Origin of the sequence: Nocardia puris (assembly GCF_003315035.1) — a bacterium.
In the GTDB taxonomy this organism is placed as follows: Bacteria; Actinomycetota; Actinomycetes; order Mycobacteriales; family Mycobacteriaceae; genus Nocardia; species Nocardia puris.
Genome location: NZ_QNRE01000003.1, coordinates 480,860 through 494,594, shown reverse-complemented (window position 1 = coordinate 494,594; position 13,735 = coordinate 480,860). Strand labels below are relative to the sequence as shown.

The following is a 13,735-nucleotide window of genomic DNA, read 5'->3' as shown; positions in this document are numbered from 1 at the left end:
ATCACGCCCCTTGCGCGGGAACGACGGCCGTGCCGCGGGCGCGCACCGCGACGAGCGGCGTCTCGAGCACCTGGGAGCGGCCGGTGTCGTCGGCGGCGCGGCAGAGCACGCGGAGTTCGAAATCGACCGTGCGGCTGCGATTTCCCTTCTTCACCAGCGTGGCCTGGGCCTCCACGACATCGCCGCCGCGCACCGGTTCGAGGAACTCGACCGACGAGTAGCCGGCGAAAAGTCCTTCGTGGCCGTCGACCTCGATCGCCAGGTTGGTCCCGACGTCACCGAACAGTTTCAAGGCGAAGGCGCCGTCGACCAGGTTCCCGGCGTAGTGCGCGTCGGAAAAGGCGACGTAGCGCCGATGCGTGACCGTGCTCATGAGATCTCCTGGTGGATCGGGCCGAGGGTGCGGGCCTGTGCTTCGCCGTCGATCGCGACGCCGGGATAGCCGCGTTTGGCGATTTCGGTGCACATGCGGCGGTACTTGCCCACGCCGCCCACGTAGCCCATGAAGGTGTTGGGTTTGCCGTCGACGTTGGAGCCGCGATACCAGGAGTCGGTGGTGGCGTACAGCGTGGCGGCCACGGTCTCCTCGGTGATGTTCACCCAGTCGTCCTGGCCCTCGGGGGTCGCCTCGACCACGGTGGCGCCGACTTCGCGGGCGTGGTCGAGCAGGTCGGCGATCCAGTCGACGGCCTGTTCGATGGTCATCACCACGTTGCTGGCCAGCGCGGGGCTCAGCGGACCACCCACCATGAAGAAATTGGGGAAGTCGGCGGTCATCATGCCGAGGTAGGTGCGGACTCCGTCGCGCCACGCCTCCTGGAGCATCCGTCCGGAAGCTCCGGTGAGGTTGAGCCCGTACAACGGGCCGGTGAAGGCGTCGAACCCGATGGCCAGCACCACGGCGTCCACCTCGTACGTGCCCTCCGCCGTGACGATCGCGTTCGCGGTCATCGTCTGAATCGGCTCCTGGCGCAACGACACCAGCGACACGTTCGGCCGGTTGTAGGTCTCGTAGTAGTCCGTGCCGAAACAGCTGCGCTTGGCGCCCAGCGGGTGGTACTTGGGCACCAGCAGTTCGGCGGTGGCCGGGTCACGGACGATCTCGCGGATCTTGTCGTGGATGAACTCCGAGGCGGTCCGGTTCGCCTCGGGATCGGTGAGCAGGTCGGCGAATTCGGCGCCGACGCCGTTGAATCCGCTGAGTTCGTAGGCCCGTTCGTAGCGCCGCCGCCGCTCCTCGTCCGAGACGTCGAACGCCCGGTCGGTGGCGGGGCGGTCGGGGATGCCGCCGGGGGAGTGCCGGCATTCCTCACGGATCTCCGGGTACGCGCTCTTGATCGCCTCCACCTGCTCCGGCGTGAGTTCGGCGTTGCGGGCGGGCATCACGTAGTTCGGCGTGCGCTGGAAGACCGTGAGGTGCTCGGCGACCTCCGCGATCAGCGGAATGGCCTGCACGCCGGAAGATCCGGTGCCGATCACCGCGACGCGCTTGCCCGCGAGCTCGTCGAGCGAGATGTTCCAGCTGCTGGTCGACACCTGGAGGCCGGCGAAGTTCTCGAGGCCAGGCACGTCGAAATCCTTGGGCGTGGACAGCCCGCCCGCTCCGGAGATCAGATACCGGCCGCGCCGCGTCTCGCCGCTGTCCAGCCGCACCTCCCACAGCCGCTCGTCCGCGTGCCAGGTGGCGCCGACCACGCGTGTGCCGAACGTGAAGTGCTTGCGCAGGTCGAAGCGGTCGGCGACGTGATTGATGTAGGCGAGGATCTCGGACTGCGGCGCGAACCGCTGGCTCCACGTCCACTCCTGTTGCAGCGCTTCATCGAACGAGTACGAGTAGTAGATGCTCTCGACGTCGCAGCGGGCGCCTGGATAGGTGTTCCAGAACCAGGTGCCGCCGACGCTGGGTCCGGCTTCGAAACCGGCGAAGGTCCAGCCGGCGTTGGTGAGCCGGTGCGCGAGGTAGAGGCCGGAGAAGCCGGCGCCGACGCCGATGACATCGACGACCGCGGGAGCCGGGGTGGGGGTGGAGTTCATGGCATCGGCACTTTCTGAATAGTGGTCTTAAGACTGGATCAATTGACTTAATTCGCGGCGTGTGCGTGTCCCTGGGTTCCGAGGTGGGTGCGCGCTACAGGGGGAGGTCGGGCGAATCCACGCCCACCACGCGGTCGCCGCAGAACACCCGAACGGATTCGCCGGGCCCGTGCCCGCCGATTCCCGAAGTGCCCCAGAAACTCTGGGCCGAATCGTCACCGAGATCAGCGATCTTGGCGCCGTTCACGCGCACCTCGCCCGACAGCACCCGGGAGCCGATCTCGATCGCGCGATCCAGATCGCCACCGAACACATACGCGTCCAGGCCCGAAGGGTTGGCGTTGGCCGCGCGCAGTGCCTCCTCGTCGGACTCGACGGCGTGCAGGCTGATCAGCGGTCCGAACAGTTCGGCGGTCGCCGCCGACGGGTCGATTCCCGAAGCGACGGTGGGCGAGAGGAAGAACCCGCCGAAGGCCGGGAGCCGCGCGGGCTGATGGATCGTCGCGCCGAGGGCGCGCAGTTCCTCGATCCGGTTGCGCAGCGTGGTGAAGTGCGGGGCGTTCGAGATCGGGCCGAGCCGCGTGCTCTCGTCGAGGGAATGCCCGATGTCGACGCGGGCGATGCGGTCGAGTAGCGCGTCCAGCAGCGGTTGGGCAATGTCCTTGTGCGCCAACACTTTGCCCGGACCTTCGCACCACTGGCCGTTGAGTTTGGTCATGCCTTCGAGGATCCCGTCGGCGGCCACGTCGATGTCGGCGTCGTGCAGCACGAGAGCCGGGTTGTTGCCGCCCAGTTCGAGCTGGAGCACCTTGAAGTCCTCGGCGGCCGCGCGGGCGATCGCGCGGCCCGCGTTCGGACCGCCGGTGAACGAGACGACCTTCACCCGGTGATCGCCGGTGAGCGCCGCGCCCACCTCACCCGCGCCGTGGACGAGTTGGAGCGCGCCGGCGGGCAGCCCCGCCCGGACGAAGCACTCCACCACGATCTGCGCACTGCTCGGCGCGTGCTCGGACGGTTTGAGGATGACCGGGCACCCGGCCGCCAGCGCGCTCACCACTTTCGCCGCGGGGATGAAACTCGGCCCGTTCCACGGGGTGAGGATCGCCGCGGGCCCCCACGGCACCTTGTACAGCCGCACGTCGCGGCCGTCGGACTTCAGCGCCGTGCGCCGCGGGAGCGCGCGCAGGTCCGCGGCGGTCGCGCGAATCCGGTGCGGGAGGAACCCCGCGATGATCCTGGCCTTCGCGATCGGGACGCCGCTGGTGAGGGCGTCGGTTCTGGCGATGTCCTCGATCCGGGTCTCGAGCAGCGCGGCCGCGCGCTCGAGGACGGCCGCGCGCTCCTCGCTCGCGGCGTCCTCCCAGCGGTCGAAACCGTAGGACCGCTCGGCATGCCGCAGGGCCCGCTCCACATCCTCGGGGGCGGTGGTGACGGTGCGGTGGACGGGTTCGCCCGAGTTGGGGTCGAGATTCCACGCGTCCGGGACCGTCCGGCACTCGGACCACTCGTCGGCGATGTAGTTGATCGGTTGGGGCAGTGACGGATTCGACATCTGCGGCCTCCTATGTCGGGGTGTGGTCACACGGTCAGGTCGGCGACGATGCGGGTCACCTCGCCCGACGTCATCGCCTCGAAGCCCTTGTCGATCGCGCGGAACGGGATCACGTCGGTGACCATCTCGTCGAGCAGCAGTCGGCCCTGGAGATACAGGCGCGCGAACTGCGCGATGTCCTCGCGCGCCTGGCCCGACCCCATGTACGAGCCGACCAGGCGCTTCTCGCCGAAGAAGAAGTCGGCGGCGGGCAGGGTGAGTTCGGTGCCGTCGGGCGCGATGCCCACCAGGCAGGCGGTGCCCGTGGCGCGCAGCACCGCCAGCGCGGTGGCCGCGGTGCGCGCGGAACCGACGGCCTCGAACGCGTAGTCCACCCCGTCGCCGAGCGCCTCGCGAATCTCGGCGGGCACATCGGACGTGCCGTTCACGACGTGCGTGGCGCCGTACCGCCGGGCCGCCGCCAGCCGGGCGTCGTCCAGATCGATGGCGACGATCGCCGAGGCGCCGGCCAGGCGTGCCCCCTGAATGATGGCCGAACCTACACCGCCGCAGCCGATTACGGCCACCGTGGCGCCCGGCCGCACCCGCGCGCCACGGAACACCGCGCCGACGCCGGTGACCACGCAGCACGAGAGCAGGCACCCGACGTGCAGGCCCACCTCGTCGGGCACCCGGACCAGCGAGTTCTCCCGCAGGAGGGTGTGGCGGGAGAACGCGCCGATGTCGCCGAGCCGTTCGACGGCGCGGCCGTCGGGTAGCTGGAACGCCGGGCGGGGCCGCCGTCGGATCTCCGCGACGCGCTCGCATTGCGTCGAGCGGCCCACCGCGCAGTTGCGACACAGCCCGCACGAGGGGGTGAGCGCGCCGACCACGCGGTCGCCCGGCCGCAACGAGGTCACGGCCTCGCCCACCGTTTCGACGACGCCCGCCACCTCGTGGCCCACGACCACCGGCAGGTCGGCGTGCACGGTGCCGGTCATGTAGTGCAGATCGCTGTGGCACAGGCCCACATTCGAGACCGCGACGCGCACTTCGTGCGGTTGCGGATCGTCGACGAGGATGTCGGTGAATTCGAGCGGCTCGTTCAGCGCGGTGAGCAGTGCTGCCTCGGTGGTGATCACAATCGGCTCCGATCTCGGTTGCTGGTCTCGGGCGCCGTCGGCGCGGTGCTCTTGGCTGCCCAGAAGCCGCCGATGCCCTCGGTGAAAGCGCCGGATTCCCACGCCTGGCGGGCGGCGTCGTCCTCCCGGGCGAAGGCGGCCTCGATGTCCTCAGGCCGCGGCCGCAGCAGGCCCAGGTGCAGCGCTGTGGTGCGGGGGTCCGAATTCCATTGCGCGACCGTGTCGATGGCGTGGTCCAGCAGTGCCTCCGGCGCCACGATCTCGTCCAGCAGCCCGATGCGCAGGGCCTCTTCGGCGTCGATCCGGGGCGAGCCCAGGATGACGCGCATCGCGTGGTTGCCCACCAAACGACCCATGAGCACGCTCGATGCGTTGGAGATGATGATCCCGCGGTGGTTTTCGGGCTGGTAGTACTCGGCGGCGGGCGTGCCGATCCGCGCGTCGCAGCACAGCGTGATCTCCGAGGCGCCGCCGACCGCGATCCCGTTCACGGCCGCGATCACCGGGACCCTCGTCGCGAGGACGGCCCGGGTGATGTCGTGGAACGTCGCGAACGCCTCGCGGATCTCGTCGTAGGTGGACGGCACCGACTGGAGGTCCTCGCCGGCGGAGAACGCCCGTCCCGTGCCGGTGAGCACGATCCCGCGCACGAGATCGCCTGTCCCGTAACGGCGTATCGCCCGCGCGAGCCGCACGCGCGTGGCGACGTCCATCGCGTTGAGCTTCGCCGGGCGGTTCAGGGTGAGCACGGCGACGTCGCGGTCGAGGCGCTCGTCCAGATAGCTGTCGGTCATGGCTGGCTCCTCAGTTGCCGGTGCGCGGTGGCCGCAGGTCGTAGGTGGTGCCGGGATGCTCGGCGGCGCGCGCCTTCAACGCGGGCTTGGAGACCCGTTCGGACGGGGTGCGCGGGAAGTCGGCGACGAACTCGACATAGCGCGGAACTTTGAAGCGAGCCAACTGGTTCCGCGCGGCGTTCACGATCCGCTCCGCGGTCGCGTGGCTCTCCTCGACACCGGGTTTCAGCTGCACGAAGGCCTTGACCTCCTCACCGAACAACTCGTCCGGGACGCCCACCACCGCCGCGGCGACGATGGTGTCGTCGCGTTCGAGGACGCGTTCGACCTCGGCGCTCGCGATGTTCTCCCCGCCCCGGCGGACCATGTCCTTGATCCGGCCGACCAGGCGGTAGCCGCCGGCGTCGCGCACGGCGACATCGCCGGTGCGCAGCCAGCCGTCGCGCAGGACCTTCGCGGTGTCCTCGGGGCGATTCCAGTAGCCGAGCATCATCGGGCGGCCCGAGGTGATCAGCTCGCCGGGTTCGCCCTCGCCCACCTCGTGACCCTCCGGATCGACGATCCGAATCCGCTTGGTGGGGATGGGATTTCCGAGTCGTCCGCTGCCGACATCGGCCGTGTCCCCGGGTAGGCTGACCAGGTCGGCCCCGCTCTCGGTCATCCCGTAGATCTCCCGCCACGGCGCGCCCCACCGCTGTTCGAGCCGCGCGTGCAGCGCGGCGGGGATCGCCGAGCACAGCACCAGGCGCAGGTCGTTGTCCCGGTCCTGCGGGGTCGGCGGCTGCTTGAACAGCAGTGTGGGCATCGAGCCGAGGACGTAGCAGAAGGTGGCCCGGTGCCTGCGGACATCGGCCAGGAAGCCGGAGGCCGAGAACCGGGGGAGCACCACCAGCGGCGCGCCGATCGTCAGGCACAGCGCAGTGTTCCACTGCGGGTCCATGTACGAGTACGGCTGCGAGGTGAGCACCACGTCGTCGGGCCCGAGGCCGGCCGCGCCCGCGCAGATCCAGCCCAGCCGGACCCAGTAGTCGTGGGTCAGCATGCACGCCTTCGGGAATCCCGTGGTGCCCGAGGTGTATTGCAGGTTCGCGAGGGTCTCGGCGGCGACGACCACCTGCGGCCCGGCCGCCGGAAAGCCCGCGAGTTCACTCCGCGAGGCGACCTCGACGATGCGGAGGTCGCGCAGCTCGCCGTTCGCGGCGCGCACCTCCTCGACCAGCGGGGTGTGCTCGGCGTCGGTGAACACCACGCGCGCACCCGAATCGCGGAGCACGAATTCGAGATCCGCGCTGCGGTACGACGAATTCACCGGCACCGCCACGCCGGCCGCCTTCAGGATCGCGAACCAGGCGACCGGCCACTCCACGACATTGGGCAACATGATCGCGACCCGGTCGCCGGGGCGGACCCCGTCTTCGGTCGCCAAGCGCCGCGCCAGGCGCGCGGTCCACTCCTCGATCACGCCGAAGGACCAGGAACCCCGCTCGAACCGGAGGAACTCGCGGTCCGGCGACTCGGCGGCCCGGTGTGCCAGCAGACCCACGAGGGTGTCGATCGGCGGATCCATCGCCAGGCGATCGAGCGCGGTCTCGCGCTCGGTGCGAAGTGAGTCGACTTCGGTCATGTGGTTCTCCGGGGGCTGGAACGGTGACGGACGGGCCGATCGCGATGTCGGGAGCCGGAACGCGCCACGGCGGGAATCGGTCTGTGAGGCCTGTCATAGACAGTAGCCCATCGCAGTCAAACGATCCAGTCATTTGACTGATAAATTCGAACGGAAGACACTGGTAACGTAGATTTGACTTGATCATCTGTTCAGTACCGGCTCGACAGGAGAGACGTATGGCTCGCATTCCCGCCGCCGAACGCAGTGCCGAACTGGTGGCGGCCGCCGTGCACGTGATCGCCACCCACGGGGTGGACGGCGCCACCACGCGCCGCATCGCGGAGGCGGCGAACGCGCCGCTGGCCACGCTGCACTATTGCTTCTCCTCGAAAGAAGTGCTGTTCTCCGCGGTCTTCGAATACGTCGCCGCGCAGTATCGGGACGTGCTCGTGCGCAGCGATGTGCACGGCGACCTGGAGACCACCGCGCGCGGGCTGATGCGCGGTGTGCTGGAGTGGTACCTGGAGAACCGGGAGTTCTGCGCGGCGATCGTCGAGCTGATCAGCTGGGCCAAACGCCAGGAGGGCGAGCAGGCCGAAATGGTCTACAACGAGGCGTTCGCGACCATCCGGACGATCCTCGAGAACGACGCCACGGCCTCGGGCCGGACGGTCGATTCGGACACCCTCGACGAACTGGCCTATGTCGTGACCGCGCTCTCCGACGGGTTCGCCCTCAACTGGCTGGTGTTCGACGACAGCGCGGCGGCCCGGCGGCAGATCGACCTCGTCCTCGGCGCGCTCGATGTGTGGATGGCGGCGAACCTCGGTGCCGGGTCCGGGCCCGCCGCCGTGGTTCCCGAGGTGGAGCCCGCGCAGGCCAAGCGTTCGCTCGTCTCCTGGGTGAGCGTCAGCTGACGGAATGCCGCTGCTGCCCACTATCTTTGGGCGGCAGCGGCATTCGCGTCGGTCAGAGTCGCGCGGCGGCCGCGTCGACGATCCAGCGCAGTGCGCCGTCGTCGCCCACCATCCACTCCGGATGCCACTGGACCCCGAGCGCTGGCGCGTCGGAGAGCTCCACCGCTTCGGCGACGCCGTCCGCGGTGCGGCCGGTGACGACCAGTCCCTTGCCGCAGATGTCGATCGCCTGGTGGTGCCACGAATTGGTCACCAGCCGGTCGCCGAACACCGCGTGCGCGCGGGTGCCGGGATCGAATGTCACCACGTGCTCGGGGTCGCCGTCCGACAGCGGCCCCGTCGCCATGAGGTGACGCACGGGGCCCGCGGGCAGGTCGGGGATCAGCGTGCCGCCGAGCGTCACGTTGAGCACCTGCATGCCGCGGCACACGCCGAGCAGCGGGAGCTCGCGGTCCAGCGCGGCCGTGGTCAGCGCGGTCTCGAACATGTCCCGGTCCAGGTCGTGGACGCCGGGATCCGAGAGCGGGTCGATATCGCGGACCGCCGACTCGTCTCCGCCCCAGCAGCTCGGGTGCACGTCCTGGCCGCCGGTGATCACCACGCCGGACAACCAATCGCACAGGGCGTGCGGATCGGCGTCGTAGGGCAGCATCACCGGCACGCCGCCCGCGCGCGCGATCCGGTGCGCGAAATCGGACATGAAACTGTCGGTGAGTCGGTGTCCGTAGCCCGGGTGGCTGCCGCTGATCAGGTTCATCCGGAACCGCCGGCCGGTGAGTCCGATCAGCGGTTTCCTCCGGTCGGCGCTCACGGGAACTCGAAGTAGCGCAAGGACTCCCACTCCGACAGCTCCGCGAACGGATCGCCGCCCGCGGTGTGGAACCGCATCCACTCCCAGCGCCGCGAGCCGACCCAGAAGTCGACGAACTCCTCGCCCAGAATCTCGCGCAGGACCGGGTCCGCGTCGAGGGCGTCGGCCGCTTTCGACATGGTGTCGGGGATCCGTTCGATGCCCAGCCCCGGCGGTACGCACCACGCCATATCGCTCACGGGCTCGGGCGGTTCGATCGCGCGTTCCAGTCCGGCGATCACGCCGGCCAGCACGGCGGCGACCGCCAGGTAGAGGTTGGCGTCGGCGCCGGGCACGCGATACTCCAGGCGCGAGTACTCCGGGTGGCCGCAGACGGCGCGCACCGACGTGGTCTTGTTGCTGATGCCCCAGGAGATGGTGGTCGGCGGACCGCTGAGGTCCACGAGCCGCCGGAACGACGTGATCTGGGGCAGCACGATCGAGGTGGCGCCCGGCATCGTCGCGAGCAGGCCGCCGATGGCGTGCCGCATCACCTCCGACGGGCCCTCCTCGGCGAAGAACGCGTTCGCGCCGTCGCACCGCAACGACAGGTTGATGTGCGAGGCCTGGCCGTAGCCCGCGGTGGGCTTGGCCATGAACGTCACGGTGTGCCCGCGCTCGAACGCCACCTCGCGCAGTACCTGGCGAGCGCGCGCCCACGCGTCACAGACCGAGATCGGCGCTCCGGGAACGAGATTGAGCTCGGCCTGGCCCGCCGCGTCCTCGTCGCTCCATGCCTCCCATTCGAGACCGATCTCGTCGAGGCGGTGCTCCACCGCCGTCATGTAGTCGATCCAATCCTTGGACCTGGCCAGGTGATACGCGGTGCCCGCGGAGCCGCCGAGCGGCGTCAGGTCGCGGTAGCCCTTCGCCCGCGCCTCGTGGATCGACTCCTCGAACAGGGTGGTCTCGATCTCGACGGCGATGGTCGCGGTGTAGCCGAGCGCGCCGAGCCGGTCCACCATCTTGCGCACCAGATTGCGCGGGCAGATCGACACCGGCTCACCGGTTTTCAGCCAGAAGTCGCCGATCACCGAGGTCACCTCGGGGCTCCACGCGACCGCCGTCGCCATGTCCGGGCGGAAGTAGAGGTCCTCGAGGTGGCCGCGCCAGGAGGGGTAGGCGAAGCCGAAATGCGGCTGGTTGCCCAGATCGAGGCCGAACAGGAGATCGGCGAAGGCGAAGCCCGAGCTCGAACACGCGGCGAACTTCCTGGGCGCCACCATCTTGCCGAGGAACGAGCCGTCGTGGTTCGTGGCCTCGAGGCGGTAGGCCCGCACGCCGGGACGCGTTGTCTCGGAGGCGTTCTCGACGGTGGGGATGAGCAGGTCAGACATCGTAACGAACCTTCCAGGACGCGCCGGCCACGACCGATAGCTGAGACATGGTGCCGCGCAGCCCGATCGCGCCGCTCGCCAGAACGGCGACGAGATCGTCGGCGCCGCTGAAGATCCCGGCCAGGGCGTCCGGGGGACCGGCGATCAGATACTGGGTCTCGCCCTCGCCGAGCACGGCGGTCTCGATGCCGCCCGTCTCGTCGGCGGCGACCGCGATCAGCACGTCGGGGATGCCGCGCAGCGAGCGCGCGGCGCTCCAGAAGCTCGCGGCCGCCTCGCGCCAGTCGGGCACCGGTGGGCGGAGGGCGTCCAGGATGGCGGCCGCCACGTCGGCGGGGCCGTCCGGGTCGACGGCGGGGGCGAATCGCGCGTTCAGATCGACCACGAGCGTCACATCGGGCTCGACGAACACGCCGCTCGACACCGCGATCACACCGCCCCCGAACACGACCGTCGCGGCCTGTGGTGTGTCGTGGGAACGAAGGGCCACCACGGCGTTGAGCTCCCGCAACGTGGTGTGGGCGTGGCCCGCGCGGACCGAGTCCCGCAGCGTGCGGCCGATCAGGCGGACGATCGGGCTCGCGTCGTCCTCGAGCCGCACCTCGACGTCCGCGGCTGCTCCGGCGGTGCGCGCCGGTGGCGCGATGGTTTCGGTCATCTCCGGTCCTTTCGACTCGGCAGGATCGCGTGCGCGGCGGGCCGGTTGATCACGGTCCCACATTGTCGCTTGTCTGGGTCATTTGACTATGATGGTGCGGTACGGATCACACTTTGTCAACGACACGGAAGGTGGCCGCGATGAGCGAGGGCCCGCCCAGCTGCTGGAATCTCTTGGACGACAACGCGAGAGCGGTAGCGGAGGCAATCGCCGCCGCACTCCCCGCGCCGCTGCGCGAACTGGGGCCGGAACTCGCCAGAACCCTGCTCGCGACCCAACCGGCGGATACTCCGCGCACGCCCGTCGACGTGGTCGAGGTGATGCTGATTCCGACCCGGGCGGGCGCGGCCAGGGCCCGCCTGTATCGCCGAAGCCGGGCCGAGCGCGCGCCGGCCCTGTTGTATCTGCACGGCGGCGGGTTCGTGCTCGGCACCTTGGACGGCGTGGACGAGCTGTGCCGCGCGATCGCGGCGCGCACCGGATGGGCGGTGATCTCGCTCGAGTACCGGCTCGCCCCCGAAGCCCCGTACCCCGCCGCACTCGAGGACGCCGTGGACGCGTTCGCCTGGCTCCGGGCCTCGGCGACGAGCCTCGGGATCGATCCCGCCGCGATCGCCGTCGGCGGCGACTCGGCGGGCGGAAACCTCGCGGCCGCACTGTGTCTCGCGCAGCGCGACGCCTGCGGGCCCATGCCGGTCGCCCAGGTGCTCGCCTATCCCGCCGTCGACAATCGGTTCGCGCGTCACTCGTGGACGGAGTTCGCCGACGCCCCCTTGCTCACCGCCGCCGACGCGAAATGGTGCTACGGCCTATATGCCGGCGCCGAGTTCTCCGATGCCCTGGCCGCCCCGATGCGGGCGGAATCATTACGCGGCCTGCCGCCCGCATTGATCGTGACGGCCGAAGTGGACCCGATCCGCGACGACGCCGAAGCCTTCGCCGCGCGCCTGGCGGCGGAAGAAGTCCCGGCCACCGCCATTCGCTACGACGGGGTATTTCACGGCTTCTTCCCCGAGATCGGCGTGTACCCGCAATCGGAGCAGGCCATCGGCGCGGTGTGCGAATTCCTCCGGCGGATGTCGCCCCCGGACTTCCTCGCGGCAAATGGCGCTGGTCGCGACCAGCGCGGCGTACTCTGACGCCCGAAAGATCATCTCGGCGTTGTGTCACGTCCCGAAGGATCTGTCCCCGGACTCGACGATCGGTCATCCGGCGCTCTGCTCACTGTTTGGTAACCGGACGTGGTGCTGGCCCTGAACGGAAAAGGACGCTGCCATGTCGCAATCTCCGGGGTGTAGCTGTCGATTGTCCGCAGGGTTGACTCGGCGGCATTTCTTCGCCGTGCTGGGGGTGGCATCGATCGGGGCCGCGGTGCTGACGAGCGCGTGCACGTCGGACGATCCGAGTCCGGTGCAGGCGACCACGACTCCCGCGCCGCCGCCCAAGCCGGACAGCTTGTTCCGCAATGTGCGGGTGCTCGATGTCCGGCAGGGCGTGCTGGGGGATCCGACGGATGTCCTGATTCGCGGCAATACCATTTCGGCGATCGGCACGGGTCAGCCCGCCGCCGACCAGACCGAGGTCATCGACGGGCGTGGCCGCACCTTGATGCCCGGATTGATCGACAACCACGTGCACCTGGTGTTCGGCAGCGCGTCGATGGCCGACCTGAACGATCCCGAGAAGACCCCGGAGTTCTACGCCCGCGCCGCACTCACCTCGGCCGGCGAGATGCTGATGCGCGGTTTCACCTCCGTCCGGGATATGGGCGGCCCGATCTTCCCGCTCAAAGCGGCCATCGATGCGGGGCAGGCCAAGGGGCCGCGGGTGTGGCCGTCGGGCGCGATGATTTCCCAGACCTCGGGCCACGGCGACTTCCGCACTCCCGAGGAAAGGTCGCGCCGCTTCACCGGAAAGCAGTCGCGCGCCGAGGAAATCGGCGCGACATTCATCGTCGACGGCCGCGACGAAGTACTCACGGCAGCGCGCGAGAACCTGCGCATGGGCGCGAGCCAATTGAAACTCACTGCGGGTGGCGGCACCTCCTCGGCGTACGACCCGGTCGACGTCACGCAGTTCACGCTCGACGAATTACGCGCCGCCGTCGACGCGGCCGGCGACTGGAACACCTATGTGGCGGTGCACGCCTACACGCCCAAAGCGGTGCAGCGGTCCGTCGAAGCCGGTGTTCTCTGCGTCGAGCACGGGCAACTGCTGGACGAACCGACGGTGAATCTGCTCGCCGAACGCGGCGTCTGGCTCAGCGGCCAATACCTGCGCCCCAATACCGAGAGCATGTCGGCCGAGCGTCGCGCGAAGCGCCAAGCCGTCCTGGAGGGGAATTCGGTCGTCTGGCCGATGGCCAAGAACGCCGGCGTGAAACTGGCCTGGGGAACCGACTTCCTGTTCGAGCCGGAATTGAACGCCGAGCAGAACAATTTCCTGCTCCCCCTCGCCGAATGGTTCAGCCCGGCCGAACTCCTGCGCCTGGCCACCCTCGACAACGCCGGCCTCCTGGCCCTCAGCGGCCTCCGCAGCCCCTACCAAGGCACGCTGGGCGTCGTCGAGCCCAACGCCCTGGCCGACCTGATCCTCGTCAACGGCGACCCGCTGGCCGATATCGACCTCATCGGCGACCCGACGACCAACTTCGACGTGATCATGAAGGACGGGGTGATCTACAAGAACGCGTAGATACGCCGCGCCGCCCGAAATTCGGCAGCCATCGAATCCGGCCGGGAGAGTCGAATGGGGTGCGAACTATGCGCTGGGGCAAGCGCTTCGGCGATCACTGTGGTGAGACGGCGACGTCGACCGCGCGCGGCGGTGAATGTGTCGGCGTCGGTGACCATGTGGATCAGCGACG

At 69.4% G+C, this 13,735-nt stretch carries 12 protein-coding genes; 3 read left to right on the top strand and 9 right to left on the bottom strand.

Features of this window, described 5'->3' with window-relative positions; all coding sequences use genetic code 11:
* Position 1: 1 nt before the first annotated feature.
* From DFR74_RS12410 to DFR74_RS12385, 6 genes are all read right to left on the bottom strand, one after another.
* The gene (locus tag DFR74_RS12410) at positions 2 to 373 is read right to left on the bottom strand and encodes a hotdog fold domain-containing protein (RefSeq protein WP_067508172.1); all 372 of its coding nucleotides are present in this window, start codon (positions 371 to 373) and stop codon (positions 2 to 4) included.
* Entirely contained in the window at positions 370 to 2,034 is a 1,665-nt protein-coding gene (locus DFR74_RS12405; protein ID WP_067508174.1) for a flavin-containing monooxygenase, read from the bottom strand. The genes DFR74_RS12410 and DFR74_RS12405 overlap by 4 nt, the downstream gene beginning before the upstream one ends.
* A 94-nt stretch (positions 2,035 to 2,128) precedes the next feature.
* Positions 2,129 to 3,586, bottom strand: coding sequence for an aldehyde dehydrogenase family protein (locus DFR74_RS12400; RefSeq protein ID WP_067508176.1), 1,458 nt, complete (start codon positions 3,584 to 3,586; stop codon positions 2,129 to 2,131).
* Positions 3,587 to 3,612: 26 nt separating this feature from the next.
* Positions 3,613 to 4,707 (bottom strand): Zn-dependent alcohol dehydrogenase, encoded by a 1,095-nt coding sequence (locus DFR74_RS12395; protein WP_067508178.1) that lies wholly within the window; start codon positions 4,705 to 4,707, stop codon positions 3,613 to 3,615.
* Positions 4,704 to 5,501 carry an enoyl-CoA hydratase/isomerase family protein gene (locus tag DFR74_RS12390; RefSeq protein WP_067508180.1) on the bottom strand — a complete coding sequence of 266 codons (798 nt, stop codon included), beginning with the start codon at positions 5,499 to 5,501 and terminating at the stop codon, positions 4,704 to 4,706. Before DFR74_RS12390 ends, DFR74_RS12395 begins: the two co-directional genes overlap by 4 nt.
* A gap of 10 nt (positions 5,502 to 5,511) precedes the next feature.
* Positions 5,512 to 7,125: a class I adenylate-forming enzyme family protein gene (locus DFR74_RS12385; protein ID WP_067508182.1), complete on the bottom strand. Its 1,614-nt coding sequence runs from the start codon at positions 7,123 to 7,125 to the stop codon at positions 5,512 to 5,514.
* A 218-nt stretch (positions 7,126 to 7,343) separates the two neighbouring features.
* Between DFR74_RS12385 and DFR74_RS12380 the strand changes: the two genes are divergently transcribed.
* Positions 7,344 to 8,024, top strand: coding sequence for a TetR/AcrR family transcriptional regulator (locus tag DFR74_RS12380; protein WP_067508185.1), 681 nt, complete (start codon positions 7,344 to 7,346; stop codon positions 8,022 to 8,024).
* A gap of 52 nt (positions 8,025 to 8,076) precedes the next feature.
* Here DFR74_RS12380 and DFR74_RS12375 read toward each other — a convergent pair whose 3' ends face one another.
* The 3 genes from DFR74_RS12375 to DFR74_RS12365 are packed head-to-tail and all read right to left on the bottom strand — an operon-like array spanning position 8,077 to position 10,869.
* Positions 8,077 to 8,781, bottom strand: a complete 705-nt coding sequence (locus DFR74_RS12375) for a gamma-glutamyl-gamma-aminobutyrate hydrolase family protein (protein ID WP_084537535.1) — start codon at positions 8,779 to 8,781, stop codon at positions 8,077 to 8,079.
* A gap of 50 nt (positions 8,782 to 8,831) precedes the next feature.
* A complete protein-coding gene (locus DFR74_RS12370) occupies positions 8,832 to 10,211 on the bottom strand; it encodes a glutamine synthetase family protein (RefSeq protein WP_067508189.1) in 1,380 nt (459 codons plus the stop codon).
* Complete coding sequence (locus DFR74_RS12365) at positions 10,204 to 10,869, bottom strand: hypothetical protein (protein WP_067508191.1); 666 nt, start codon at positions 10,867 to 10,869, stop codon at positions 10,204 to 10,206. Before DFR74_RS12365 ends, DFR74_RS12370 begins: the two co-directional genes overlap by 8 nt.
* 140 nt (positions 10,870 to 11,009) lie before the next feature.
* Between DFR74_RS12365 and DFR74_RS12360 the strand changes: the two genes are divergently transcribed.
* Positions 11,010 to 12,008 (top strand): alpha/beta hydrolase, encoded by a 999-nt coding sequence (locus DFR74_RS12360; protein ID WP_067508193.1) that lies wholly within the window; start codon positions 11,010 to 11,012, stop codon positions 12,006 to 12,008.
* A gap of 178 nt (positions 12,009 to 12,186) precedes the next feature.
* Positions 12,187 to 13,563, top strand: a complete 1,377-nt coding sequence (locus DFR74_RS12355; RefSeq protein WP_228789026.1) for a metal-dependent hydrolase family protein — start codon at positions 12,187 to 12,189, stop codon at positions 13,561 to 13,563.
* Positions 13,564 to 13,735: the final 172 nt, after the last annotated feature.

Excerpts from the sequence above, each read along its gene's own strand:
- DFR74_RS12360 (WP_067508193.1), top strand. The coding sequence starts at position 11,010 with ATGAGCGAGGGCCCGCCCAGCTGCTGGAATCTCTTGGACGACAACGCG.
- DFR74_RS12400 (WP_067508176.1), bottom strand. The coding sequence starts at position 3,586 with ATGTCGAATCCGTCACTGCCCCAACCGATCAACTACATCGCCGACGAG.
- DFR74_RS12370 (WP_067508189.1), bottom strand. The coding sequence starts at position 10,211 with ATGTCTGACCTGCTCATCCCCACCGTCGAGAACGCCTCCGAGACAACG.
- DFR74_RS12385 (WP_067508182.1), bottom strand. The coding sequence starts at position 7,125 with ATGACCGAAGTCGACTCACTTCGCACCGAGCGCGAGACCGCGCTCGAT.
- DFR74_RS12375 (WP_084537535.1), bottom strand. The coding sequence starts at position 8,781 with ATGAACCTGATCAGCGGCAGCCACCCGGGCTACGGACACCGACTCACC.
- DFR74_RS12365 (WP_067508191.1), bottom strand. The coding sequence starts at position 10,869 with ATGACCGAAACCATCGCGCCACCGGCGCGCACCGCCGGAGCAGCCGCG.
- DFR74_RS12405 (WP_067508174.1), bottom strand. The coding sequence starts at position 2,034 with ATGAACTCCACCCCCACCCCGGCTCCCGCGGTCGTCGATGTCATCGGC.
- DFR74_RS12380 (WP_067508185.1), top strand. The coding sequence starts at position 7,344 with ATGGCTCGCATTCCCGCCGCCGAACGCAGTGCCGAACTGGTGGCGGCC.
- DFR74_RS12410 (WP_067508172.1), bottom strand. The coding sequence starts at position 373 with ATGAGCACGGTCACGCATCGGCGCTACGTCGCCTTTTCCGACGCGCAC.
- DFR74_RS12390 (WP_067508180.1), bottom strand. The coding sequence starts at position 5,501 with ATGACCGACAGCTATCTGGACGAGCGCCTCGACCGCGACGTCGCCGTG.